Source organism: Arcanobacterium hippocoleae, assembly GCF_031456295.1.
GTDB classification, from domain to species: Bacteria; Actinomycetota; Actinomycetes; order Actinomycetales; family Actinomycetaceae; genus Arcanobacterium_A; species Arcanobacterium_A hippocoleae.
On the sequence record NZ_JAVDUJ010000001.1, the window covers coordinates 1,266,951 to 1,293,236 of the forward strand.

Genomic DNA, 26,286 nt, shown 5'->3' on the forward strand with positions numbered 1-26,286 from the left:
ATCTTTATTGTAACGAAATCGCAACCTTTCAGAATGTTATTTCCTGTTGAGATTTGGCAGGATTGAAAAAGATATTGATGCAAGATATCGGAAAAGATGTCATAAGGAGTTTTCATCATGACGGATATCCCAAAGTTACTCGGGCTACGCTATGAGGTCGGTGATTTGATTGGCCGCGGCGGGATGGCACAAGTACATATTGGCTACGATACCCGCCTCTCGCGCACTGTCGCGATCAAAGTTTTACGTTCAGATCTTGCCTCTGACCCAACTTTCGTAGCTCGTTTCCGGCGGGAAGCCCAATCAGCGGCAGCTCTGAATCATCCGTCAATTGTGGCTGTCTATGATACTGGCGAAGAAAAAGTTCTCAATCAGCTCGGAAAGTCTGTGCCGCTGCCATATATCGTGATGGAGTATGTGCGCGGGCGCACCGTCGCAAAGCTGCTGAGTAGCGGCGAAGCATTGCCGATCAAAGAAGCCGTGGAAATTATCGTGGGTGTGCTTTCTGCACTTGAGTATTCACATCATGAAGGAATCGTACATCGCGATATTAAGCCTGGAAATATCATGCTTACCAAAGACGGTAAAGTGAAGGTGATGGATTTCGGAATTGCCCGTGCCGTAGCCGATTCTGCCGCAACCATGACCTCCACCAACTCTGTGGTTGGTACGGCACAATATCTTTCTCCCGAGCAGGCGAGAGGTGAAGTGGTAGATGCACGTTCTGATTTATACTCAGCTGGATGTCTGCTTTATGAATTGCTCACGGGGCGTCCGCCATTTCAAGGCGATTCGGCTGTTTCTGTGGCTTATCAGCATGTTTCCGAAGCCCCAAAACCAGCGTCCACGATTGCTTCGGATATTCCCAATGCGCTTGATCGCGTAGTGATGAAATCATTGGCGAAGCGGCGCGAAGATCGTTATCAGGATGCGGCGCAGATGCGTTCCGATTTGCTTTCGGTAATTCGTGGCGAGGATATTGACGCTCCAAGTATCAGCGCATGGCAAACACGCGTAATGCCGCACCGCACTCCTCCGCGTCCGTCAGATATGGTAACGCAAGTGGCTCCAGGAGCCGCCCTATCCGCACCGCCAACGACTTCCATCTTCCCCGGCAGTCCAATATCTGATCCAAATACGCTCAGCGGAAATACACAAAATTCGCTTTCTCCAGTGCAGGTGGAACAAAAATCTCGTGCAGGTTTATGGGCCTTCCTGATTTTCCTGGTAATTGCGGCTATCGGAACTACGCTTTGGTTTACCTTTGCACAGAATTCTGCTGTTGAGAAAGCCGTGGTGGCAGTGCCAAATCTGAAAGATAGTAATCAGGTACGGGCACGGCAATTGCTTGAAGACGCTGGGCTGGTATTCGTGCAGGGTGAGCCGGTAGAAGATCCAAAAATCCCAGCTGGTTTATTTGTGTCTTCCGACCCGAAAGTCGGGGCAGAAGTAAAGCGTGGCACGGAAGTGACGGTACATTTTTCTTCTGGCGCAGGTGAGGTTGCGATTCCAGATTTAACTAGCGGAAACGTGACGGAAGAAGCGGCAATTAGGCAGTTAAAAGCACTCGGGCTTGAGATAGGTACTGTAAAGCGAGATGATCACGCGGGTACGGCAGAAGGAATTGTATTTGCTACCGAGCCTTCCGCCGGATCGAAAGTCTCACGCGGATCTGCAGTACAGCTGATTGTAGCCAGTGGCGAAGTTTCTCTGCCGAACTTAGTGGGCAAGACACTCGAAAACGCACAGAACGAACTGAATCAACTAAAGCTGAACTTTGATTCGAATCGAGAACACAATGAGGCTCCGCAAGGCACTGTGCTGCGTCAGGAGCCGTTAGCTGGGAAGGTTCCATACAATACGCGAATCACTTTAGTGATTTCGGATGGTCCGCAACCAGCTCCGCAAGTGCCTTCTTCGCCGAATCCTGAGTCTGAGGATAATCCGAATAATAATTCAGGCGAAAATTCCAGTGGATCTGGCAATAACGGTGGTTATGACGGTACCGGCAACGGCACTGGTGCCGGTGGCAATAATTCCACTCCGTGAGATCAGCAGCGCCAGCTAATAATATCTCAGCCCTGCTCGGTTCAAGACCGGCAGGGCTGAGATATTATTAAGGCAATTTTACTTGTTGCTGAATAAAATAAACGGAGTAAATTGTGCATCTAAACCTTGCACCGTATTTACATGTAGCAGCTGCCTTTTTGCAAAATATTCCGTTTTAATCCACTGTTACTGAACCGAGATTTGTATTTTCGCTGATCCACGGGAATCCATAGAAGAAAAGGAATGCCACAATTCCAACGATCATAATCAGTGCTTCAATGAATTTTAGCCATGTTGGACCAGGCAAATGCCGCCAAATAAATCCATACATCTTAGTTCTCCTTCACTGCCACTGGGCGGAATGTCGAAAATTCTTGCTTCAATGCTTCTTTTACCCCACTCATTGCAAGCACCTGTGGTTTTACAACTGCAGCGTCTGCGCCTTGCGCACCAAGCTTTTGCAAAGCGTTATTATCAAGCAGTTCCTTCGGTAAACCATCTGCACGTTTGGTCCAATAATCAAACTCAGCGTAAACAATATAGCGATGTGAGGCAACCATGATTGGATCGCATGTAGTAAGCGTGAGTAAGCGACGCGTTGGATGCTGTGCTGGAACAGTACCACTGCTCTGCCAAGACTTTTTTGCTGCAAAAGGATCTGGCGCAATCGTATATACATCTTTTGGCGTGACGATTTCATAACTGAGAATCTTATATACCAAGAATGCATCTTGCGTCTCAACGATCACGGGCATGCCAGCTTCAAGCTTGTGTACGTCACGTAAACGGGAACCGTAAATATCGCGGTGTGCAGCCGTCGCAAAATTACCGATCTCGCCCGGCATGGCTGTTTCTTCATAGTGTGAGAATACACCTTGATCAAGAATCCACTTATCGACGCCTTCTTTGATCGGAGTTTGATTATCCAGACCGAATGCAGGAATCCGGATAATCCCAATCGTTTTTCCATTGCCCACTGGCGCCACTTTCGGCGGCTCGCCTGCCTGAGCTGGTGCTGCTTTGACTGGCGGCAACTCACCGAATTGCTCTTGAATCTCGATTGTTTCTTGTTCCAGCGCATGATTACTGACGACGTTCGTCCACCAGATAGTCCAAACCACAAACAATCCGATTACGATCCCGGCAGTCATCAAAAGTTCACCAATAATAAGTAAAAGTGTTGAAAAGAAACCGCGTTTTCTCCGCTGTGGATTACGGGCATGGCGCGGCTCACTGCGCACCGGTAGCGGCTTCTTCTCAGTTCCATCTGGATATTCTGAAGCAGCATCTCTCGGCAGCTGCAATACTAATTGCGAATTACCGACCATATTATCTGAGTTCACTACGTGATTCCTTTCAAATACCCTGATTCTTGGGTGATGCGCTATAAAGCATTTTTGATCGTTAGCGGCAAGTCTACTCTGGGAAATTCTAGCGTGAAATGATTTATCGCCGATAGTTGAAAATCTAAATGCAGCAGAATCTGCGTTTTGGCGCACTAGATACGGATTTCATTTCGCTAATTCGCATAATGCCGATATTCTAAAGATAAATAGACACAATTATCCCGATCTTGTAATTAAGGATTTGAGATGCCTGAATCTAAAAAGCGGAAAAAGGTAGTAGCAGCCGAAAAAATAAAGGCTCGTCGCACTACGGAAACACAACACACCCAGTTACCGGCGCAATCACCGCGCTGGTGGGCGCCGGTCATGGTGGCGTTTGCAATTATTGGTTTACTCGTGATTGTGACGGCGTACGTCACGAATGGCGCATGGCCAATTCCTGGTCTTACCAATGGAAATATTAATCTGTTTGTAGGGATTGGTTTAATGCTCGTTGGTTTCCTGATGACGATGGGCTGGAAGTAAATCCATCTTGGGTTAACAACAGTCAATCGATTAGTGATTCGTTTCTGCACATCGCTGGTTTCTCCACAGATTCCGGCGATGTGTTTTTATTCGTAATGATGAAGCCGAAATAAATTATCGTAAATTGCGATCACCAACCCGAAATTACATCATTGTAATTCTCCACAGCTGTGAATTTACTTGTGGATAATTACATCGGTGTAATTCCTTTGACCTGCGGAAATATCCATATTTCTGGATGCCAGAAAGAGCTTTCGCTGTGGATCAACTTTCCACCGGCTGCGATCATCCACAGCGCGCAAATAACTAAAACAAATTGTTAAATCAGCGCTCTAGTAGTTTCGAGCATTCCGCTGCAACATTTTCAGCTCAAGCAAACACCACGTATAGAATGCGCCCCCAAGAAACCCTCCCAGATGTGCTTGCCACGAAATTTGAGGATTAAGCAAGCCAATTAATAGATTGATTCCGAGTAAAATCATGATCCCGGTGGAGTTCCCTTTTACGTGCCGCGTTAAGATCAGCATCGCCCCAAAAAGACCAAAAATCGCACCGGAAGCACCCACTAAAGCTATTTGCATCTGCCCAAAAAGCAAGGCATAGCCATATACGAAGAAACTACCGATAATCGCACTGAAAAGATAGAGCCCCGCAAACTTAAATTTGCCAAATATCGGCTCAACTACACTACCAAGCAGCCACAGTGAGTAGAGATTGAAGAAAATATGCATAAAATCAGCATGTAAAAGCGCAGAAGTGAGAAACCGCCACGGTTCAATGAATGCAAGTGGCGGATAAAAGAGCAAATCTAAATACACCCACTTAAACACCATCGTAAGTAAATAGAAAGCAATCGTCACAACAATAATAATTTGCGTAACGTTAGCCGCTTTTCCCGAAGACGCTCCAAAGATTCCAGCCAATTTTCGACGCCAAGAATTAGCACCATTATTAAATCGGAAATCATCATAATTACGCATTCATGCTCCGTTCATTTCAGCTTGTCACAATTCTCGCCGTACAAAAAATCATCTACCGCAAATTTTCGAACGAATCGATCTCACACAAATCCGCCTGGCAGAAAACATCTGCGGAATAACTCTACTGTTTAGTAGTCAATTTAGCCCTGATAAATGCTTTGGAATGAGACGAAAGGCGAGCCTGCTTGCAGACCCGCCTTCGATAAAATCGAAAAAGAAATTATTCGTCAATTGTAATTGTTTCGATCACGACGTTCTCAAGTGGACGATCCATTGCGCCCGTTGGCGTGGTGGCAATCTGATCCACAACTGCCTGTGAAGCTTCGTCAGTGACCTTACCAAAGATAGTGTGATGATTTTGCAACCAGGTAGTTGGCGCGACAGTAATGAAGAACTGTGAACCATTCGTACCCGGGCCAGCATTTGCCATTGCCAACATATAAGGCGCAGTAAAGTTAACTTCTGGCGAGAATTCATCACCAAAACGATAACCTGGACCACCAGTACCAGTACCAAGCGGATCGCCGCCCTGAATCATGAAACCATCAATCACCCGATGGAAAATCGTACCGTCATACAGTGGACGCATCGTCTTTTCACGAGTTTGCGGATCAATCCATTCACGCTTTCCCGTTGCAAGCTCAGCAAAGTTTGCGACAGTTTGCGGAGCATACTGCGGGTATAGCTCTACTTCAATATTGCCAAAATTGGTCTTTAATGTAGCTTTCATAAACATCATTTTTCCACACTCAACACACTTGGCGCGAATCCTTCCAAAATCCTATTACCACTTTCGCTATCGGCAATCGCGAACTTCCATTGCAACACAAAGATCGAAACAAATCCTTTCGCGCACCGAAAAGATTGCTTGCCATTAGCTGAATTTACGTAAAAGCATGCAGATCAAAGAAAAAATCACATAGTCTTATGTATAAGCGAAATTTCTGACGGGGAAAGCTGTGGAGAAATTAGGAAACAATTTTTCTCGCTGCAAAATTCTCTCCTCGCAAGTAACCGTCACCTTGAGTCGGCACGTTGTGCCGAAGATATGGAGGCCAAAATGGCAAAAGTATGTGATTTGCTTACCTCCCGCAAAGCTAAAAAACAGGCCACGGTAGCGGATTTGAAAGATACTGCCCAGGAGGTCTTTGCAGGAGCACTCGAAACTGCCCTGAGCAGCGCAGAGACGGGCGTAGCAAAGCTTCGTGATTGGGCTGGGCCGAAAATTGAAGAAGTCGGCAAGGCCGTCACTCCAGTAGCGCAGGAAATTAAAGAAAAAATTACTCCAGTAACACAGGATTTGAAAGAGAAGGTTTCTCCTATGGCACAAGATTTGAAAGAAAAAGTAGCGCCGATTGCGCAAAGTCTCAGCGAAAAAGTTGCAGAGGGCAAGGATAAGCTTGTAGAAAGTGCTACTGCAGGTGTAAAAACTGCCGCTGCTGCTGCATCTGAATCACTTACTCCGTTAGCCGAAGAAGGCAAGAAGCTTTCTCGCCGCGCTCGGAAGAAGGCGGAAAAGAAGGCAAAGAAAGCAGCAAAGCGTTACCGAAAAGACGCGAAAAAGTTAGCAAAATCTACAAAGAAGCTGTCAGCTTCAGCATCGCAAGATATTCAAAAAGCGCTTGCCGGTACTGAGCTTGCCAAGTTCTTCCCGCAGCAGGAAAAGAAGAGCCGCAAAGGGGTATTCTTTGTGTTGATTGCCGGCGCAGCCGCAGCCGCTGGGTATTACGCATGGAAGCGGAGCGAGCCAGAAGAAGATCCCTGGGCTGAAGCATACTGGGATGATGCTGAAGGGCTTGATACCGAAGCTGTGAAAGAAGATTTAGCACAGCAGGCTGAGGATGTAAAAGAGGCTGCTGAAGAAAAAGTATCCCAGGCGAAGCATGCTGCTGAAAAACTAGCCGAAGACGCTGGTGAAAAAGCTGCCGAACTGAAGGAAGCCGCTGAAGAAAAAGTAGCAGCAGCGAAGGAAGCAGTAGAAAAGTAAAATCTGCGAATTTAGGCGCAACAGGGTTTGATTAAAATCAGACGAGCAGCGCGGGAGTAAATATCGAAAAACCGCCAATGCGGGTTTCGCCCCCCCCTCTCCCGTGCTGCTCGTTTTTACATCATTTGGATCAAAATAATTTGCCGCCTATCGTCCGCAAATTCACGCATACACAGTATCAAGCCACATCGTTTTCGCGATTCATCGCAGAATCCAGCAAGCTACTGATTTCGTGTGCACGAAAATTTGGTACACGAACGAGCTCAAAGCCATCCGTTATCGCGCGCGGTTCGCGCTGCACCAGCCGAATTTTGTGCACCCGTTTTGGAAATCGCATTTGAAAGATAATTCTTTACTGTGCCTGCACTTAAATGTACTGCTCCGGCAATATCTTTTATCCGCATCCCTTTTTCAACTGCCCGCAATACTTCGATTTCTCGCTCAGTTAACGGATTATCGCCTTCAAAAAGAGATTGTGCAGCGAGTTTCACATCCACCTGCGTGCCACCGCTGGCGATTTTGCGTACCGCTTGCGCTAATTCCGCTGCCGGAGTCTCTTTTCCCAGAAAACCCTTCGCCCCCGCAGCAAGAGCGCGTTTCAAATATCCAGGACGCCCAAATGTGGTCAAAATCAGTATTTTTGTATCTGTAGCGATCCCGCTTTGCTGTGCCTGCATAATTTTCTTTGTTGCCGTGATTCCGTCCATATCAGGCATTTCAATATCTACAACGGCTACCTGCGGCATAACTTCACGTATTACTGCCAGCAATTCTCGACCGTTACTTGCTTGCCCGACGATTTCAATATCGTCTTCTAATTCGAGAAGTGCAGCAATCGCTCCGCGCACTAATGCCTGATCATCAGCTAAAACCACCCGGATTTTTTCACTACTCAAAAGCTCACCTCAACAATTGTGCCCGAATCTGGGATGTTACACAGTCCAATTACTGTTTCCAGTTTTTGTTGTGCCTGCTGAATATTTATGATTTTCACAATTCCTCCCACACGTGATACTCGGTCTTTCAAACCTGCCAGCCCTTGACCGCCTACCGTGTTAGATGAAATTCCTTTTCCATCATCTGCTATCAGCAATGTTTTTTCGTCCCATTTAATCATCGCATTAGCTGCGTTTGCGTGGCGAATAATATTCGTCGTTGCTTCTCGAACCACCCAGGCAAAAATAACGCTCTTTTGCGGAGTTAGCTTCGTCACCTCCACACCTTGCTGAATTACCTTGACCCCTGCAGTCTCCAAAGCATAGGTTGCGGATTTTAGTTCAGAACTAAAATCATGCACTTTCAATCCGAGCACGGTAGAACGAACTTCTTCAATCGATTCTCGCGCCAATTGATTTATTTCACGCAACTCAGCCTGTGCCCGCTGCGGATCTTTTCCGGCAATTTTCGCTACCAATTCGGTTTTTAACGCGATGACGGTAAGCGTGTGCCCTAATACATCATGCACATCTTCTGCAAGCCGATTTCGCTCTTCCAGAATTGCTGTTTTCAGTTTCCGCTGCTCACTTTCCACTGAGGCACGAACCGAAAACGCAATTCCACTCACAAGAAGAAACACAAATAACGTCGAGAAAAATGAGTCTGAAATGTAGGGTTTTGTCGGATCAAATAAATATGGAATTAGAAAAGAAACTGCCACCATTCCGATTCCGGTAATACCTGCAGTCAGCTGCGGAAGTGCGAATGTAGCAGCAGCCACCAAGAATGGGAGAAAATTCAGACTTTGCATGATTCCCAGAAATGGCATCTGTGCCGCCACGAGTACTACCTGTATCAGAAAAGAAATCAAAGTATCGTACCGAAGTGCATGTTTTCCGTCAAAATATTGATAATTTTTCTCACCAACTGATGCATCAATCCACGAAAATGCAAGTGTGCAAATATCCGCCAATGCAAACAGACCAGTGAGAATCAGGGAAATTATCCGGAAGCTGACTGGCAATTCCAGCGCTGCCATAATTGGATTGTAGAGAAAAATAAGCCAAATGTAACTCATTAAGCTACTGAAAATAATTTCTTTTCGCGTATATGACATTACTTTTCCAGTTCTTTCACTTCCGTGTGTATTGTGTGCTATTCAAAGCCGATCATCGACGTGTTCTTGCGCGCCTCCACGCGAAAAGCGCAAGCAACAGGAAAATTATCGTCCACGCAGCAAAATTAATCATCCCAACCGTGAGACTTTCCGTATATGAATTTCCATTCATCGTGATTTGGGTACCTTCACTTGCCAGGTACCGCACACATACACCATATCCGTATCCTGGGAAAAACCTTGCCAGATCAAGTAAAAAACCCTCAAGAGGAGTGAATAAGTTTCCGCCAAATGCAAACAGTGTAGTTAACCCGGTAGCAATCGAAACGGCGTTTTGAGAGCGAAAGATCAAACTTGCTGCAATTCCGTAAAAGCCAAAAGAAAACGCTCCAATAAAAAGCACTAATGCAGTCATAAACCAGTCTTTTAGCTCTGCTTGCGCCGTCGTACTTGCACCAATAATGAAAATCGCTGTGATCGGCAGTAGTGAAATTGCAGCCCCCAAACTTACCTTCATTTTGATGAAGCTGCTGCTTTTCAGCGGAGTGAGCGCAATCTGCCGCCCCCATCCCTGGATCCATTCAACTGCCGCATCAGCTGCTACTGATGTAGTTGCGAGGATCGCGCCATAAGCAGCGATGTTTGCCATAATGATAAACGACCAATTAGTTTCGGTATCTCCTACCGGAAGTTTTCCATAATTCGCTAAAGCACCAAATATCAGATACATCACTGACGGAAGCGCGATCGTATAAAACAGGAACTCGGGAGCGCGAAAGGTTCGCTTCAGTTCTAAACTAAAGATTTTCGTTGTCAGTGAGCGGTTCATGATGCATCTCCGTTTACGGTCTGATCTTGTGCAATTTTTGCGTTTTGCTGATTTTTATTGTGTTTCTGGATACTGCTTTCCGTTTTGTTTTCGCTTTCGTCTTGCTTTTGTGTATCTGTGCGGGTAAGCGTGAAGAATGCTGTTTCTAGCGACGGCGCAGCAATTTCCAAATTTGAAACTGCGGGTATTTGTAAAAGCTCACGTGCAAATTCGTCAGAATTTTGTGTTTCGATCATCAGTCGCCAATCACCAATTTGCGTGATCTTCAGTTCTGGGAAGCGCACAGTAAGAGCATGTATCGTGGGATCAATTTCCGCAGGCGGTACTGTGAAAGTAATTTTTCGCTGTTGCTGTGCAGTAATCTCGCCGACGGTGCCATCTGCGATAATTTTTCCGTGTTGCATTAACACGATCCGATCGGCATAATCTTGCGCTTCTTGCAAATAGTGTGTAGCAAAAATTATCGTTTTCCCTTTTGCCGCTTGTGCTTGCATTACTTTCCAGAATTCATGCCGTGCATTTGCATCCATGCCTGCTGTCGGCTCGTCGAGTACAAGGATTTCAGGATCAGAAAGCAAGCTGAGTGCAAATTTTATGCGCTGCTGTTCACCGCCGGAGCATTTGCCAATTTTTCGATCACGAAGTTCAGTGATTTTTGCGATCTGCATTACACGTTCGCAATTTTCTTTATTCGCTATCTGCTTTCCGAAAGTACTTGCGATCCACCAGATGACTTCACCGACACACATATCATTTAGGAGCCCACCCGTTTGCAGTACTGCAGCAATTTCACCTGCGGCAATTGCTTCTTTCGGCCGCCTACCGAGGACACGAATTTCACCTGCATCTGGTTTATTCAGATGCAGGATCAAATCCAGTGTAGTTGTTTTTCCTGCACCGTTTGCACCTAATAATGCCAGCACAGTACCTGCCTGCACATCGAGTGAGATACCATCGACGGCACGAATTTTTCCGAAATGTTTCTTAACTGAAACTAGTTCGAGAGCTTTTCTTGTTTTATCCATATTTCGATTATGAATAAACTTTTCCGCACTTTGCAGTGCGTGCAGTCATCTATTTGCAATGACTTTCGTCAATTTTGGAAACGTAAATTTCTCGACCTTCTGATCTGCGCAAGGATCACAGTTGCAACTACGCCAATTTAGCTTAGTAACTCCCGAAAATCATGATCTTTCCGGAACAATCGCAATCGCTCCATTACCATGTGGGATTACACGAATCGGCCAATCATAAACAAAGCTCAATTGCTCACTTGTCAATACTTCACTTGGCGTCCCACACGCAACCACCCTTCCGGATTTCAGCAAAGAAATTCGATCACAGTATGCTGCCGCAAGCTGAATATCATGCATAATTGCAATCACTGCGTCACCATTTTTCGCCATATTCCGGCACAATTGCATTGTACGTTCCTGGTGTGCAATATCGAGTGCAGCCGTCGGCTCATCAAGAAACACTACCCGCGCCTCCTGTGCCACCACCCGCGCTAAGGTGACGCGCGCTGCTTCACCACCAGAAAGAGTCATGATATCCCGATCTTCCATCTTTGCAACATCAGTACATTGCATCGCATTTCGGACGATCTGCGCATTTTCCGCTTCAGATGTGCCCCAAGCTGAACGCCCCATCGAAACAACATCATAAACCAAATAAGAAAATGGAAACTCGCTTGCCTGCGGCATTACCGAACGTGTGCGTGCAAGCTCTTGGCGCGTGTACTCCTGCAAGGATTTCCCACCAATTTGAACCACGCCGTGCTGCACTGAAAGATCACCAGTGAGCACTCCCAGCAAAGTAGATTTACCTGTGCCATTTGGTCCAAGCACACCAATAATTTCTCCAGAATACACATCTAGCGAAACTTCATGCAGAATTTCACGAGTGCCGTAAGAAAAAGAAACATTATCTGCGCGAAGCATCGGCTGATTATTTATTCTCGTATCGCTCATAGACACATCAGATTCTAAAGTATTAAGATTATGACTCATCAGTTTGCTTTCCTCGCTCCGCGCAAGTTCCGGCGAAGCAATACAAAGAATACTGGACCGCCGACAAGCGCAGTGAAAATCCCAATCGGCAGGTCAGAAAAAGGAATAATTGTGCGCGCTAAAAGATCCGCACCGGTAAGCAGTACTGCTCCGCCAAGCAAAGCAGCTGGGAGCAGATAACTATTTAACGGCCCCATTGCAAGACGTAATACGTGTGGAACAATTAAACCCACAAAAGCAATCACGCCAGCATAGCTTACTGCAGCAGAAGTAAGCAAAGCAGTGAGTACGATTGCGCAGGTACGTAAACCTTGCACATTCAAACCAATATGCCCTGCTGCACGTTCACCAAGTGCAAGCAGGTCAAGCTTGCGTGCAATCAACACACTCCAGATCAGACCCGTAAGCACTACTGCCCCAACTACTCCTACCTGCATCCAGTTTGCGGCACCGAAGGATCCCATTTGCCAAAACACGATTTGATCACGTGCAGTAGCAGGAGCAATATATGTTGCAATCGAAGTCAGTGCCGTCGCAACCGCAGTAACAGCAATTCCGGTCAGGATTAGTGTCAGCGGCTCGGTTTTTCCAGCTGAGAAAGAAAGCATATAGACGGTAAAAGCAGCCAGGAGTCCAGTCAAAAACGCTGCTCCCGGCACAGAAAATCCGCCAAAGGCATAGGGCGCAAAGACGATTGCCATTGATGCACCGACGGCGCTGCCGGCTGAAACGCCAATCACACCTGGTTCAGCAAGCGGATTAGAGAAAATTGCTTGCATTACCGCTCCTGCCACTGCCAGCGCAGCACCAACAAGAATCGCTAACGCAATTCGCGGGAAACGAATATTCCATAAAGTTGCCATAATCAACGGATCTTTCGGTGGCTCCGTAAAACCGAAGTACGCGAAAAATCCGCGCAGCACATTACTTGGAGAAATCGCAAATTGCCCAATTCCAGCTGAAAGAAATACGAGCAGCACAAGAGATAATGTCAGGATCAAAAAAGTGATTGCCCGCCGACGCTTACGCCGAGATAAGCCACTTGTAAGAGTTTGCGCGCCGCAGGTTACATTTTCCGAATCCGCTTGTATTTTTTCCACGCCTACTTGCGGCTCTCCAACTGTTTTACCCTTAGCGATATTCGGTTGATTCACTTATTTCACCCCATACAATGCACGTGCAACTGCAAGCAGCACATCGCCTGTTTGCGGACCGAAAGCTAATGACAGACCGTCCGGAATCGTCACAACTCGCTGTTTCTTACCCGCAATCGTAGAAGAAACACCAGGTCTTGCTAAAAGACCTTCCATACCTTTTGTTGATTCCAAACCTCCAGTCATTGTGAAAATAACTTCCGGATTCATTGCAAGTAAAGATTCCGCATTTGCTGGTGTAAGCCCTGTAATTCCAGTTTTCGCTGCAATATCAACTCCGCCAACACCTTCAATGAGATCAATTGCCCCGTATTCTTCACCGCCAAAAATAAAGAACACTCCAGCTGTACCGCGCACATAAAGAAACGCAATTTTTAATGGATCTTTCGGCGCCCATTTCGCAATCTGCTCTTTTGCAGCAGTAATTTCCTGCTCGGCACGCTTTGACAGAGCCTTACCAGCTTCGGGCACACCAAGAGCGGATGCTACCGCCTCAATTTCAGTTCCAACCGTATCAACAGAATGATCTGATTCAGTAATGACTACGGGAATCCCGGCAGCTTGAATTTGTGAAATAACTTCTGGCGGCCCAAGAGTGCGGTCGGTAAAAACAACCGTCGGATGCAGATTCAAGATTGCTTCAGCGTTCAATGCTATCCCGTCAGAACTTACTACCGGCAAATCTGCCAGCATTGTTTCTGTAGAAGACACTGACCGTCCCACAATCGAATCACCAAAGCCAAGTGCAATAATTGTGCGTGAAAGAGTGGCCGTAATATCAAGAGCCAGAATGCGTGAAGTATCGGTAATTGTTACTGACCTTCCTTCTACATCAGTGACGGTTACCGGAAGCTTTTGTGAGAACTCACCCTCAATTACCGCCGGATCAGGTATTCCTTCCACAGCAGATAGACCCGTAATTTCCCGCGGGTCAGGAAGTGAAGTTGCTTTTTTCTCGACACTGACCGACTTATCTTTACTTGCTACTGTCTCTTTTTCCTCTTTCACATGAGCAGAACATGCACTGGCTAAAGTAATAATTGCGACTAGGAGTACTGCGAATCTTTTCACTATATTCTCCAAACAGATTGTTTTATTAACATAATTTCGGTAGGTGTGCAGTGCATTATATTGCTACTGCACACCTACCCTTTTCACCCAACTAAATGTCGGTTTTAATTAGTGGATATTTATGCGCTTTTTAGCGAGTAATGCCAAAGCACCAAGACCGACAAGAAGCAAAGCAATAGTCACAGCAGGCAATACTGCGCCACCTGTTTGGCTCAGGGTTTTAACGTTTTGCCCCTGAGATACTACAGCACCATTAGCTCCATACTGTACGATTGTGCAAACACCGTCTGCACTCTTTTGAATCTGATACTGTGCACTCAATGTTCCCTTTCCGCTGAGGCTATTCAATGGCTCACCCACTGGATAGAAGCCACCGAATCCAGCAGTTCCAGCACTTGTAAGAGTTGCATTCTTAACCGTAAAGGAGAAAGAGTTGCCTGCAGCAGTTACCGAAATTCCACTGAGAGTAGCGAGATTTACGCGCCCGTTTTGCACTAATTTTCCTTCTACGTTAGTTGCTTTCAAATAAGCGGACAGCGTACCTGTACCACCGTTGATCGTAACAATCGGAGCAGAAATAGTTACATCAAGGATTCCATTGTGCCCAGTAAAATGTGCGGTGCCGCCATACTTAAAAGTACCGCTCTTCGTAGCAGTATCATAGGTTCCGCCGGCGCTTGGCCAAATAAACGTAGTACCGTTCCAGATCGAGCTTTCAATCTTTCCTTTCGCGATAGCACCACGGATATAAGCAGTGAAAGAGTCACGCACGCCCCAATTAAGTGAACCATTAGCGACGATCTTTTTGGTAGAACGCTGTGCTACTTGCGCTGCTAAATCGCGGCACTGCGCCGCATTAATCTCGGCTTGAGTTTTTCCGGGATTAACTGCCGGAGCCGGAGCTGGTGTGGAAGTTTCTCCCGGCTGCACTACTTTTTCCGGGAACACAGCTGCGAACTGTTCTGCGCTGACGGCCAGCGGAGCTGCCGCAAGCAGCCGCGCATCATTCAGCATTCCGTGTGCTCTCCACGCTACTACGGTGTATTCTTTCGTAGAATCAATTTTCGCTGCCGGAACTTTGATCGTAGCTTCTGCTGTCGTCCCTTTCAGCATCTTCTTAGATACGAAAGCGACACCGGCTGCGGCCTTTGGATTGCTCCGCAAAGAATCAAGATCGTTTTTCGCGATTACTGCGAAATATACGCCGGCATCATCTTTCTTTGTGTCCGGTACGTTAGCAGCTGCTCGTAAAGTTACATTGGTAACTGCTGCTTTTACGTTCAAACCCGCTTTAGTTGCACTCGTAACTTGGGCTGTTAATGCCGGTTTTCCGGTTGTTTCAGATTTTGGTTCATCTTTCCCAGGCTGCGGATTATTCGGGGTTGCAGGATTTTCCGAAGCACCTGCACTTGGTGCAGGCTTTTCGTTTGCTGATTCCGTAGTCAGATTCACTGTGAAACCATTAATTGGATCTCCCACTTGATAGAAGACTTCGCCAAAAGCTATTTTTCCCTGTGTCGTAATCTCGCCCGTACCTGCGGTAATAGTGACGTTATTTCCGTCTTGCACTACTTTCACATCAGCATATTCAGCAATAGTCATCCGTCCGTAATCTTTAATTTCCATCTTTGTGAAGGGGTCTTTATAAGGACGTCCCTTTACTGCTACCGAAAGCTTTGCTGTGGAGCCTTCAATTGTAATCTGTGGGTCAGAGAAAGTTGTCTCTAAAATACTTTTATGCGAGTTGAAATAAAGTGAGCCAGAGAACTTCAAAGTACCTGAATTTTTTGCATCGAATCCGCCAGTAGAAGCTCCTGGCCAATTGAATGTCAAATCTTTACCAGCTTTTCCACCGTTATCTGTTACACCATCCTTCTTTTCATAGTATCCACCAAAGGCTTTGAAGTTAACGATGTAATTGAGAAAGCTGTTCTTCACTCCCCATTCGAGAGTGGAAGATTTAATATTTTGCTGTTGCTCAGCTGCGTTTGCCACCGGCTGTGCAATAAAAGCTGCACAGCACAGCACTGCTAAAGCCAGCAGCGCTGAGTATGATTTCCGAAGCGTGGATGCCATTTGGCGATCCTTTCCGTTGATTTACTTTTATGTGTTTTATGTGTTGATTTAATTTATTTTCAGTTTTTCGCGAAAGACACCAGCATCAAACTGGATCTCACTCTGATTTCAGCGCAGCACGATTCCGTGCAGATATCCAGGCCACGCAAATTCCGCCCATTGCAAGGAAGGAAAGTGCGATTCCGCCAGCGATTGCAGCTGAACTGCCCGTCTTTGAAAGCTGCGCGATCTTTGCATCAGCACCAGCAGCTACATTGTTTGCCGGTAAATCTTGCTTAACTTTCGCAGTCACATTTTGCTTATTCGTAGAGTCGGCAGCGTTATTGTGATTTTGCACCGTACTGGAGTTTGGCAAAGTTTGCGGCTTTCCATCTGCGGGTGCTGGAACTTCTGCTGCAGGCTGTTCAGAATTTGGCGGCTGTGCATTCGGATTTCCGCGATCTACATACGGATCAAGTTCAGTACCAAGAACCTGCTCTGCAACTGGTTCAACATAGTTTGCAGATCGTTGGAATTTGCCAATCTTAAATTTTCCATCTGTTCCCAGCATTGGCACATATAAAATACCACTCGCTGAATCAAATATTGCGCTTCCTTGATGCTGAATAGATGTCGCAGAAAATGTTCCACCTGGGATATCTTGTTCTGCTACTACACGCCCAGAAGGTGCAATTTGCACTAATTTTCCGCGCCGTGTATCAAGTGTAATCACACCAATGCCCCAGCTTGCCGGATCAATTGCGGCAGTCGCAGTGCCAATAGCATTACCGAAACGGCTCTCTGGAATAAGCGTAGTCAGCTTGCCGTCACTATATTTCAAAACCTGCATCCGCGATAAACCGGCTTTTTCAGTGTTGTACCGAACCAGATTTACTCCATCAAAAGCAAAGAACGGCATTGCCTGATCGGCATAACTGCGCGGAGTATCTGATCCTTCCAGGTAAGTTGCAGTTCCATCGGAAGTAATTCGATACAACAAATTATTGTGGTTATGATTCGAGTAAGCATCAGCTCGTCCGACTACCGTGTACTTTGATTTTGGATCGGTATCTTTCACATTTTGTGCCGCATAGTAAATCCATGAACCATCAGCGGCGGCAAGCAGTACTGCATTCCCCACATAGCTCGTCTTTCCAAAAACCGTTTCCTTCATCGTATGCGGGAACTTTGTCAAAACTTCCTTATTTAGCGGGAGACGCTTTTCTACTACAACAGTTTTATCTGCTTTAATTGCGGTGAAATACCCGTAACTCTTTTGACCGTCTTTATCGTTCTTGGCGGCTTTTTCCACCGAAACTACACCTACCAGTTTCGTTTTCGGGTTATAAGCTAAGCCAGTAATTACTCCATGAACACTCTTTACAAGCTCTTCTTTACCGAAAGCTGCACCACTTACCGGAACACGATAAACCTCAGAGCCAGCTGCTTTCGTGAAATCATACATGGGGTCGTTGTTTTTCGGGGGCTTACTCGTCTTTGCAAAATAGACGTAATTCTCAGCGACGGTGAATACTGGATTATATGGCAGCATCGCCGAATGTTTCGATTTTTCACCGCCCTCTTGCAGCTTACTATTCAGCAATGTAAAACCAGTATAAGGAGTAGCTACAATAATTTCGGATCCAATCTTGCCAATTCGACGAGGCAAGATTTTCGACAACTTTTCTGGAGCTTTATCTGAGTACGAATCAGCCGGTGCGAACTTTTTATCTTTCGCGGAAAGATCTGCTTCTTTTTCAATAACCCCGCCAGGATTGTATGAGAAGGTAACTTTCTCCATGGGCTGATCATATCCATACTGCCAGCCCATCATCGCGTTTCCGCCTTCAAGAAGATAGGTAGGTACGTCGCGATAAATAATTGTGCCGTCTTGTGCTTTTTCTGGCTTAATTCCTTTTAGGTCAAGCCGCACTAGCGGCTCAGGCCCTTTGGAAACCAGTTTCCCTTCCGGTGCCCATTTTTCAACTGCGGAAGACTCAGGTCTATTTTGTGAAGCGAACGGAGTATAGGGGGGATTGCCCATTCCAGAGATGAATTCGCCTTGAATATAGGCACAATTCGGTTCTTCGATTGTGGACCATTTTTTGGTATCTTTATCAAACTTTTGATATTTGCAGTTTTGATCTGCAAGACCATTACCTTCGTTTAGCACTACACTAAGGTTCCACATATCTGTTTTTAAGATACAAGACTCTTCCGCGTCCGAACCGCAGTGTGCACGGAATTTTGTGCCACCACGGTATGAAGCCACAGTCCGCCCATTTTCAGACTTAACTGCGGTAAGCGGAAAACGATAACCTTTGTCTGGAGCACTTTCAGTAGCTCCGTCAATGAATTCTCGTGATCCTCCCGCATACTTAGTAAATGATCTACGCAAGGACCAGTTTAACTGCCCGCCTTTCACTGGAAGTGATGCAATATCTACTTTCGCACCAGAGTCGGACTTTGGCGCAGATGTCTCTGCTGCCGCAGGATAGGTACTAGCAACGACGAACCCGAACGCTGCCAATGTTGCTAATGCGCAACGGCTTAACTTGCCATGAAGAAAAGAAGTTGAAGTCACTGAAGTTTCTTCCTCTGTAATAGTTTAAGTGCGGACTGAATCACAGCAGGTGTGAATCGGGCGTCCAAATCACTTAGGCAGCACGGAAATTAGGCTACCCTAAGTAATCTATCGCTTACAGAGGAAAATTTGAAGTATCAACAATAAGTATTTTTAAGTCATTCCAAAAAACAAGGTTGTAGCTGCAGATGAAATTAACCACTAACCCACCAGAAAGTTAATGTTAAATTATTATCCCAGAAAGACAAAATCACACTTTGCAGCGTGCAGTAGGATCGAAATATTTATGTTGCAAAACCCAATAATAAGCGAAAAATACCTCGATACTAGGCAAATCTAAAGTTTCGCATTACCAACACAGAAGCAATAAACCTGAAACTCGCACAGCAAAACGCAAAACAACAAAAGGTCCATATTCGAAATATTTAGTGTGAAATTTTACACTAAACGCAAAGTGGTAGTTTCCAAGCTTTCCCACTTTTCGACGAGCTGACGAAAACCACAATCCGTGAGGAGCTGGATACGACTCATTATGCTTTGCGGAGATGCTTTAATTTCAAGCATCTCCGCAAAGCATTTGTAATTTAGTTTTAGCTATTGAGAAAAGAAATTACTTCTTTGGCAGCTTGTTTACGTTACGCAAAGCAGCGTCCTTGGCTTTTGTCAAAGCAAGGTCAAGATTAGCCATCGTCGTCTTCACTTCAGCATAGGTAGCGCTAACCCGGAACCATACGCCAACAGCCTTGGTGATTTCTTTGTTCAACGCATTGTAATCAGCAAACTTTGCCTTGCCCAAGACGTGACGATCACGCTCGAAACGAGTATTCCAAATCACCTTGTTCAAAGCAGACTTGTCGTAAATATTAGCGCGGTCATTATCGCCACGATCAGCAGCTGCAAGACCTTCTTGCATATCCTTTGCCAGTTCTTCGAGAGACTTTTGGATATCACCAGTAGAAGCAAGTGGGTTCAGAATCCGGATGCTTGCTTTCGTTATTGCCAAACCTACGGACCATTGCACCCACTGTGGCTTGTTCCGCAGACCGTTTTCATCCGCAATAGCCCGCTTCACTGTATCAATCGCAGCCTTCAACAATTGGATCCGCGCTGGAATTGTGAAAACGAAATCAGTGATTTGTGCCGGATCCACCAACAGCTCACCAGAAATAGCAGCCGTGATAGTGCCTTTGAGCTCAAAAGCAGTATTCATAAGTTCTTTGAGTTCATTCGCGTAATTAGGCAGTTTTTCGCTGCTCCGCGAAGAGATGCTCGCCTGCATAATTGCCTGAGCATTTTCAGCCTCAAAGTTCTGAACGTCTTGCACCAGTGCATCAAGTTCACGAATCTGTGCATTAGCATCAGCCGAAACAGCGGCAACAACAGGAGCTTTAGTTGTGACGGGAGCAGCATTTGCAACAATGCTTGGAGAAACCAAGCCAGCCACTACTGCAGGAACAATAGCAATCTTTGCTAATTTAGTACGCTTCATAATAAAATATTTCCTTCCTGAAATTATCCACACGGATTGATCTATACGAATAATTTCCTGATATCGAAAAATCCGACAAGACTAAAGTCACACACGCTATTGGGCGCTGTCAAGCGTTTTCTTGAAATTAAAACAATCGTTTACACTGATTTCTCAATTAATTTCCACAGACTTTACACCGAGTTTTAAGCAAACTTTTCAAAACCATCCTAATACTCGGCACTTAAGACCCGCATGCCGCGAGACACTCGACCCAAGCCAGATGCTGTCCACTAAGCCAAAAATACCGATAATAAGCGATAAAAGAGATGGAGCAAGATTCTTGCTCCATCTCTTTCGGTTTTAATCGAACTCGTTGATTTCAGAAAATACTTGAGTTCTCTGCATTAATCCTCTCGACGCTTTCGTGATCCAAAGATTGCAAGAAGTCCAACTAGGCCCAGAGCCATTGCTCCAAGCAAAACGTTCTTTTGAGTTGAACCAGTTTCTGACAATTTCGCAACCTTCAAAGATTCACGCTCATCCACCAGCAGCGGCGCAGCCTTACCCGGCTGACCTGGTACCCCTGGCTTACTTGGCGGATCCAGATCAGGTTGACCTGGTACCCCTGGCTTACCCGGCGTATCCTTACCCGGCTGACCTGGCACCTCTGGCTTACCCGGCGTATCGGTACCCGGCTGGTCGCCGCCCGGTTCAGTGCCCGGCTCAGTGCCCGGTTCGCCACCAGATTCGCCACCCGGTTCGGTACTAGGCTGGCACGGATCAGAGATCAGAACTAAAGCAGCAAGAGCATTTTCAAGATTTTCTTTCGCTAATGCTACGTCATAAGCTGCAGGAGTTTCAGAAACAGCAGTTTCTTTCGCTGCTTTCAATGCTTTCCGCAAAATCTCCCAGCTTTCAGGAGTATAGCTAGCTTCCTTCAGCTTCTCTGCCTTTGCAATGACGCCCTTAAAGGAATCCACATCTACCTCGATTGCAGGTCTTTCCACATTACGCACAGTGGTGATACGAAGCTCAGCAGCGGAAGCAAATTGATTTGCCTGAGACGCGTTACTTCCTGCGGTGGTAAGCGCATGAACACGCACCTTAGTCACATCCTCAACAGCAGCAAAAGTGACTTTTTGCCATCTTGCATTATCCTCAAAGGTGTGATCCACGGTGGTAACAGTGCCGTCCTTCTTCGTAATCAGGATCTTCACCTGATGAAGTTTCCCGTTTGCGGCTCCACCACCCGGGCGCGGAAGATAACGTACACCGTCAACCGTTGTTGGCTTGTGCAAATTGAACTCATACCAAGCTGCAGAATTGGTAGTGCCATCCACAGTATCCTTACCCCAAGCAGTATGCCAATATGTGCTTGGATCATTATCGCTAGCTAATTCCTTTGGACCTTCGTTACCGCTTCGCGATTGCGCACTTCCTGCATTCACAGTGTAATTCTCAGCAGCAATATCCCAGGCAGGACTGTCGTCATTACCAGGAGCATGCTGCATATACTCAGCTAATGCTTCGAGCAAAGCAAACGCATTTGCCGCATCTTTCTCACCGGAACCATCCTTATTGATAAGCACTTGCGCCTTCACGATACTGCTAGCAAAAACACGCACTGCCTCATCGGATACGCCTGCAAAATTTGCATACTTACTCTTCAGCGCTTCAATCTTCTCTTTCACCTCTGCCACAGTATGCGTTGCAGGATCGATCCGTTCAATCACAAGATTATCTAGCACCAAATCCATATAGCCGCCAAAATTTCCGGCATTAGTAGGACGTCCCTTCTTATTCACGTTACCTTGCAGATCAGGTGGAGTAGTTGTGGAGAAAATACCAAACCAGCTCTGCCCATCAGCAGCACCCTTGAGTGTGAACTCTTTGTGAGCATCTGTCCCTAAGGCTTTTTCCAACGGATCAAGATCCGTCTGGGCTGATGCGAATTCTCCATTACCCACGGCTACTGCATAAATTCCTGCTGAACCACTCTGATAATCGAAAGAAATCTTGTATTCAACACCTGGCTCAAAACGCACATTTTGCGGAATCGTCTGATAAACTAGCGTGCCTTTTTGCACGAGCCCATTGATTTTCAGTGACCAGGTACCATCAAGCACATCATCCATCTTCTTCACATCCCAGCCAGCCTGAGTGAATGGCTCATGTAGTTCAGATAGATGCACACGGTTGTCTTCCACACCTTCAGATCCTGAGACAACGAATGGCCAAATACCTTGCGCATTGTTTTCAAAATCATTCGACAGCTTGGAAAGCAGACCATGACTATCATATTCAATGCCGTCATAGCCATTTTCCACTATCCGGACATCATCCCAATACACATCGCCTGCACCCTCATGTGAAAGGGTCAAAGCAACATCCCCACATTCAGGAGCTGTGAACCACACATACAAATTCTGGAAATAGCTGGTTCCATCCACAGTTGCAGATCTTGTGCTGTGTGTATAAGCCTTGATGTAATTCTTCGCAGCGCTTCGCTCAGTGTAATTACTGCCCAATACACGATTTCCGGCAAGTACGCGCATCGCAGCAGCACCATTGCTCCGATTGTCTACGCCCACATATACGGCATACCGTTTGCCAGGAACTAGACCAGTAATCTTTTGTGATGCTGCAACAGAACCAGACTGTTTCAACATCGGGTTGCTGTACTGGCTCTTCGCAATCACAGCTGTACCTGTTCCTGCAATATTCCAGTTCTGCTTCAGGCTTTCTGCTCCGCCATTGAAGCCAACATCCACAAGATGCGTACCTTCACTCCATTTCACCGTCAATGGAGTAGGGGCTGCAGCGCCTTTATAAATCACGTAAGGAATCTCTTTTTCAGCATTGATCGTGATCTGCCCATTACTTACTGGAATAATGCGCTCATTCGCTTTACCCAAGTCAGTCAGCTGGTAGAGCTTCACATTTTGCACTCCACTCCACGTATCTGGAAGCTGCCAAGTAGTAGTTCCACCTTGAGCGTTCCAGTGATAGAGCTTCTCATTATCCGGTGAAACAAATTCTCCTGTTTGCGTATCCCAATTCCACGGAAGCAAATATGATTCAGAACCAACACCCCGATCATTGTTTCCAGGACGCACAGCTCCGCGGGCAATTACTTTACCATTGAGAGTCATCGTCCGATTACGATACTGAGCATCACTCATGGTATTCGATCCGCGAGCCAAAACTAGCTGATCACCACGAGAATTAGACAATTCGATCTGCTCGTTTCCATTATTCGTATTTGGATCCTGTACAGAAGTCGCACTCAGCGGATTATTAACCCAGCGATCAATAGTAAAGTGTTGAATAAACTTAGTAGACACATCGTGCGTGAAAAGATTTGAAATATAGGCATCGTAATCGTTACGCCCCTGCCAACCTTCAAAATCCTTCATATTATAGCCGCCAAGCAAAGGAGCTTGTGCAGCTGGCCCGTATGCAGGCCAATCGCCCACCCAAGAATCTTTCTGATGGTTTCGCAGGAAGCGCATCACCTGAGAGTTCGCGCCCTTCATCCCACTTCCACCATAGGAAAGGTCAGTAGCCCAGTGCTGGAATGTAGAATCGTATTCATTTCCGACTCCCCATTCTGTAGACATACGCCACCCGTTATCGGTGATCATCTTCGAAAGCTTGCGGGTTTCCCACGAGTCTTCCGGACCAGATGTATTGTTGCCCCAGACATCCACATAAACGAAGTCCAGATTCTCGCCGACAAGCTTTTTCAGCTGCGCGAAACGCTTTTCACGTTCACCGGATGCCAAATCGTAAATGCCGTCAATACCGATTCCTTGATCCAACCAGTTCCAGCCGTAGCTAAGGTTTTTGCCATTACGCTTCACCATATTCTCGCTAAAAGCTTTTGCCTCAGGATACATTTCAGACGCATTCACGTGAATACCGAAACGAGCACCATAAGGAACACCTTTTTCCATCATGGTGTTCATATCTTTTGGACCGCCGATTCGTTTCCCGATGTCGGCATAATCTGGGTGTCCAGAATCGTGCCCTTCATTTGCATAGCCTTTCAGCAAAACTCCTTGCCCAAGACCGTCAGTATGAAGAGCCACTTTCTTCACATTATCAAGAGTAGTTAGGAAAGGATTTTGTGCTTGCCCACCAAAGTTCATTGCAATACGATATGCCACAATTTCTGGCACTTCTTCAGCTTTCACTGGATTATTCATGATCGCACGATAAGCGATTGCACCATCTTCCCAGTTGATCGCACCATCCTTGTTGGCGTCTTCAGTAAGCGCCACAGCCATCTTCGGCATCTCGGTTTCAGCAACAGTATAGGTATGCCCTTTGGTATCCCGCACAATCCGCTTGTAATACCACGGCGCGCTGGAAAGCCCCAGTGATTTAGCTGCACCAACACTCTGAGTATCAGCAATCACTCTCGTATTCCTAGCACCACCAGCAACCACATCCACCGCAGTCGTGCCGTCATGCTCAGAATTGCTCCACAAACCAGCACTCACGCCACCGCCAGAAACGAATGCATAAATCCAATCTTCCCCAAGCACATTAGTGTTTTTCTCAACAGCAAAACTTGTATCGCCAAATTTGCTGGTATCACTCGACATACGAGCCCCGGTAAACTGTGCATTTTCAGCATCGGAGGTCACAGACACAAGACTTTGATTCGGGAATTGAATCGTCTGCACTGGATTTTCGGCTCCAGCATTATTTTCGATCTTCGTAATATTGAGCGCAAGCGTATTATCTTTCGCAACGATCTTTACCGTCAGCCGTGCATCAATATTTTGCGCTATATTTTTTATGGTTAATACATATTCAGCTTGTGTATCACTCAGTTTCTGAAACGAAACATCGCTGTCTTTCAGCGTCACCGTAGTGCCATTAATGGCTACTTGGCGTACATCTCGCAGCTGACCATTCATCACCTTCCCCGACTTCAGCGTATAGTTCAGCACAGCCGGGAAATTTTCTTTTACTTTCACGGTCATCGCAGGAGTGCGCAGAGTCTGGGTCGGAGATTCTGCTTCTTTCGTCAAAGTGAAATTGATATCAGCAATATCCTCATTTTCCATAGTGACGGTCTTGGTACCATCTGTATATCCCAGTTTTGCAGCAGTAACTACGTGTTCGCCTTTATTGACTTCAATACTGTAAACACCATTATTACCGGTAACAGCACTTTTCTCTCCGATCTGAATCGTTACACCCGGCAACGCTGCACCATCAGCGTCCGTTACTTTCCCGCCAATGGTGTGAAGTCTCGGAGCTACGTATCCCGTTACTGTGGAGGCGTTAAATTCTGCAAGAGACGAAGCCGTCTTCTCAGAACCGTCGCCGCCATAGGAATTCTTGTAAACAACCATAACGCAGCGGGCAGCTGCCGGAGCGAAATCGAGATTGATATCGTCGAAACGATGCTGCGTATCATCACGTGGCACAGTATCTTCAGCAACAGTGTTCCAGTCTGACTCTTGTACCTTGGTAAAAGTAGCAGCATTAGCACACTGCTCATTGCTAGTGACCATCACTACATAATCACGCAGCCGCCCAGAACTGTTCACCTGCCGAGGTGTAAGCGTCACGCGCCCAAGATTCGCTACCTTACTACCAAGGTCATAAACCAAGATGTGCGGAGGCTGCTGTTCGTTTGGACTCCATTTTGAATGCCAGAACGTATTTTTGTTGCCATCAAGGGTATGTTCCTTCATCCCATTAGGATTTTCAGCAGGTTCCTCCGAAGAAGCTAACACAGCTTTTATCTTGCTTTGATCTAGCTTTTCGTATGTCGCCTTGGCAAACGCGGAAGGAGTGAATAAACCTGCACTTATCAGCGCAGCAGCCCCGATGCCCGCAACTATCTTTCTTAATCTCATGTATTTCTCCGTCACATGTATATCAAACGGTGTATGTGCTGCATTTACGTCCGCACACTGCCTTGTGCGCCGCGTTATGAGTCAACATCGTTGTTGATAAGAAATATTGGTTGTTTGTGAGTTTTCATTCTACTGCTAAAACAAAACGCGCAAGTAGGATTTTAGCACCAATTAGGGTTCAGAAATATTAATAGTTGTTGCTGATTTGGTTCATAATTATTACAACAGCGCGCGGTGGCGCAAGAATTTTCAATAAAGTCAACGATACAAGACACTGCAAATATCCCGTATGGG

Annotated in this window: 18 protein-coding genes; 3 read left to right on the top strand and 15 right to left on the bottom strand. The window is 46.2% G+C overall.

Features of this window, described 5'->3' with window-relative positions:
• Positions 1-117 precede the first annotated feature (117 nt).
• A complete protein-coding gene (pknB, locus tag J2S36_RS05380) occupies positions 118-2,049 on the top strand; it encodes a Stk1 family PASTA domain-containing Ser/Thr kinase (RefSeq protein ID WP_309956295.1) in 1,932 nt (643 codons plus the stop codon).
• Between the two features lie 175 nt (positions 2,050-2,224).
• Here pknB and J2S36_RS05385 read toward each other — a convergent pair whose 3' ends face one another.
• Together J2S36_RS05385 and J2S36_RS05390 are read right to left on the bottom strand one after the other, a co-directional pair.
• Positions 2,225-2,380 (bottom strand): hypothetical protein, encoded by a 156-nt coding sequence (locus J2S36_RS05385; protein ID WP_309956297.1) that lies wholly within the window; start codon positions 2,378-2,380, stop codon positions 2,225-2,227.
• A gap of 1 nt (position 2,381) precedes the next feature.
• Positions 2,382-3,392, bottom strand: a complete 1,011-nt coding sequence (locus tag J2S36_RS05390; RefSeq protein WP_309956299.1) for a class E sortase — start codon at positions 3,390-3,392, stop codon at positions 2,382-2,384.
• Positions 3,393-3,641: 249 nt separating this feature from the next.
• Here J2S36_RS05390 and J2S36_RS05395 point away from each other — a divergent pair, with 249 nt between their 5' ends.
• Entirely contained in the window at positions 3,642-3,920 is a 279-nt protein-coding gene (locus J2S36_RS05395; RefSeq protein WP_309956301.1) for a cell division protein CrgA, read from the top strand.
• Positions 3,921-4,252: 332 nt separating this feature from the next.
• On the opposite strand, the gene J2S36_RS05400 is transcribed toward J2S36_RS05395, so the two are convergent.
• Positions 4,253-4,900: a rhomboid family intramembrane serine protease gene (locus tag J2S36_RS05400; protein WP_309956303.1), complete on the bottom strand. Its 648-nt coding sequence runs from the start codon at positions 4,898-4,900 to the stop codon at positions 4,253-4,255.
• A gap of 220 nt (positions 4,901-5,120) precedes the next feature.
• Positions 5,121-5,630: a peptidylprolyl isomerase gene (locus tag J2S36_RS05405; protein ID WP_309957496.1), complete on the bottom strand. Its 510-nt coding sequence runs from the start codon at positions 5,628-5,630 to the stop codon at positions 5,121-5,123.
• A 330-nt stretch (positions 5,631-5,960) separates the two neighbouring features.
• On the opposite strand from J2S36_RS05405, the gene J2S36_RS05410 reads away from it, so the two are divergent.
• Positions 5,961-6,887, top strand: a complete 927-nt coding sequence (locus J2S36_RS05410; RefSeq protein WP_309956306.1) for a hypothetical protein — start codon at positions 5,961-5,963, stop codon at positions 6,885-6,887.
• A gap of 263 nt (positions 6,888-7,150) precedes the next feature.
• Here the strand turns inward: J2S36_RS05410 and J2S36_RS05415 are convergent, their stop codons facing one another.
• The 11 genes from J2S36_RS05415 to J2S36_RS05465 form a co-directional block, all read right to left on the bottom strand.
• The gene (locus tag J2S36_RS05415) at positions 7,151-7,783 is read right to left on the bottom strand and encodes a response regulator transcription factor (protein WP_309956308.1); all 633 of its coding nucleotides are present in this window, start codon (positions 7,781-7,783) and stop codon (positions 7,151-7,153) included.
• Complete coding sequence (locus J2S36_RS05420; RefSeq protein WP_309956310.1) at positions 7,780-8,862, bottom strand: sensor histidine kinase; 1,083 nt, start codon at positions 8,860-8,862, stop codon at positions 7,780-7,782. The genes J2S36_RS05415 and J2S36_RS05420 overlap by 4 nt, the downstream gene beginning before the upstream one ends.
• Before the next feature lie 130 nt (positions 8,863-8,992).
• The gene (locus J2S36_RS05425) at positions 8,993-9,769 is read right to left on the bottom strand and encodes an ABC transporter (RefSeq protein ID WP_309956312.1); all 777 of its coding nucleotides are present in this window, start codon (positions 9,767-9,769) and stop codon (positions 8,993-8,995) included.
• Positions 9,766-10,794, bottom strand: coding sequence for an ABC transporter ATP-binding protein (locus tag J2S36_RS05430; RefSeq protein ID WP_309956314.1), 1,029 nt, complete (start codon positions 10,792-10,794; stop codon positions 9,766-9,768). Before J2S36_RS05430 ends, J2S36_RS05425 begins: the two co-directional genes overlap by 4 nt.
• 159 nt (positions 10,795-10,953) lie before the next feature.
• Positions 10,954-11,778, bottom strand: a complete 825-nt coding sequence (locus J2S36_RS05435) for a heme ABC transporter ATP-binding protein (protein ID WP_309956315.1) — start codon at positions 11,776-11,778, stop codon at positions 10,954-10,956.
• Positions 11,778-12,932, bottom strand: coding sequence for a FecCD family ABC transporter permease (locus J2S36_RS05440; RefSeq protein ID WP_309956316.1), 1,155 nt, complete (start codon positions 12,930-12,932; stop codon positions 11,778-11,780). The genes J2S36_RS05435 and J2S36_RS05440 overlap by 1 nt, the downstream gene beginning before the upstream one ends.
• Complete coding sequence (locus J2S36_RS05445) at positions 12,933-14,003, bottom strand: heme/hemin ABC transporter substrate-binding protein (protein WP_309956318.1); 1,071 nt, start codon at positions 14,001-14,003, stop codon at positions 12,933-12,935.
• A gap of 108 nt (positions 14,004-14,111) precedes the next feature.
• Positions 14,112-16,079: an HtaA domain-containing protein gene (locus J2S36_RS05450; protein WP_309956320.1), complete on the bottom strand. Its 1,968-nt coding sequence runs from the start codon at positions 16,077-16,079 to the stop codon at positions 14,112-14,114.
• A gap of 97 nt (positions 16,080-16,176) precedes the next feature.
• The gene (locus J2S36_RS05455) at positions 16,177-18,642 is read right to left on the bottom strand and encodes an HtaA domain-containing protein (protein ID WP_309956322.1); all 2,466 of its coding nucleotides are present in this window, start codon (positions 18,640-18,642) and stop codon (positions 16,177-16,179) included.
• A 610-nt stretch (positions 18,643-19,252) separates the two neighbouring features.
• Positions 19,253-20,131 carry a CAMP factor family pore-forming toxin gene (locus J2S36_RS05460; RefSeq protein ID WP_309956324.1) on the bottom strand — a complete coding sequence of 293 codons (879 nt, stop codon included), beginning with the start codon at positions 20,129-20,131 and terminating at the stop codon, positions 19,253-19,255.
• A gap of 386 nt (positions 20,132-20,517) precedes the next feature.
• A complete protein-coding gene (locus tag J2S36_RS05465; protein WP_309956328.1) occupies positions 20,518-25,992 on the bottom strand; it encodes an endo-alpha-N-acetylgalactosaminidase family protein in 5,475 nt (1,824 codons plus the stop codon).
• Between the last annotated feature and the right edge of the window lie 294 nt (positions 25,993-26,286).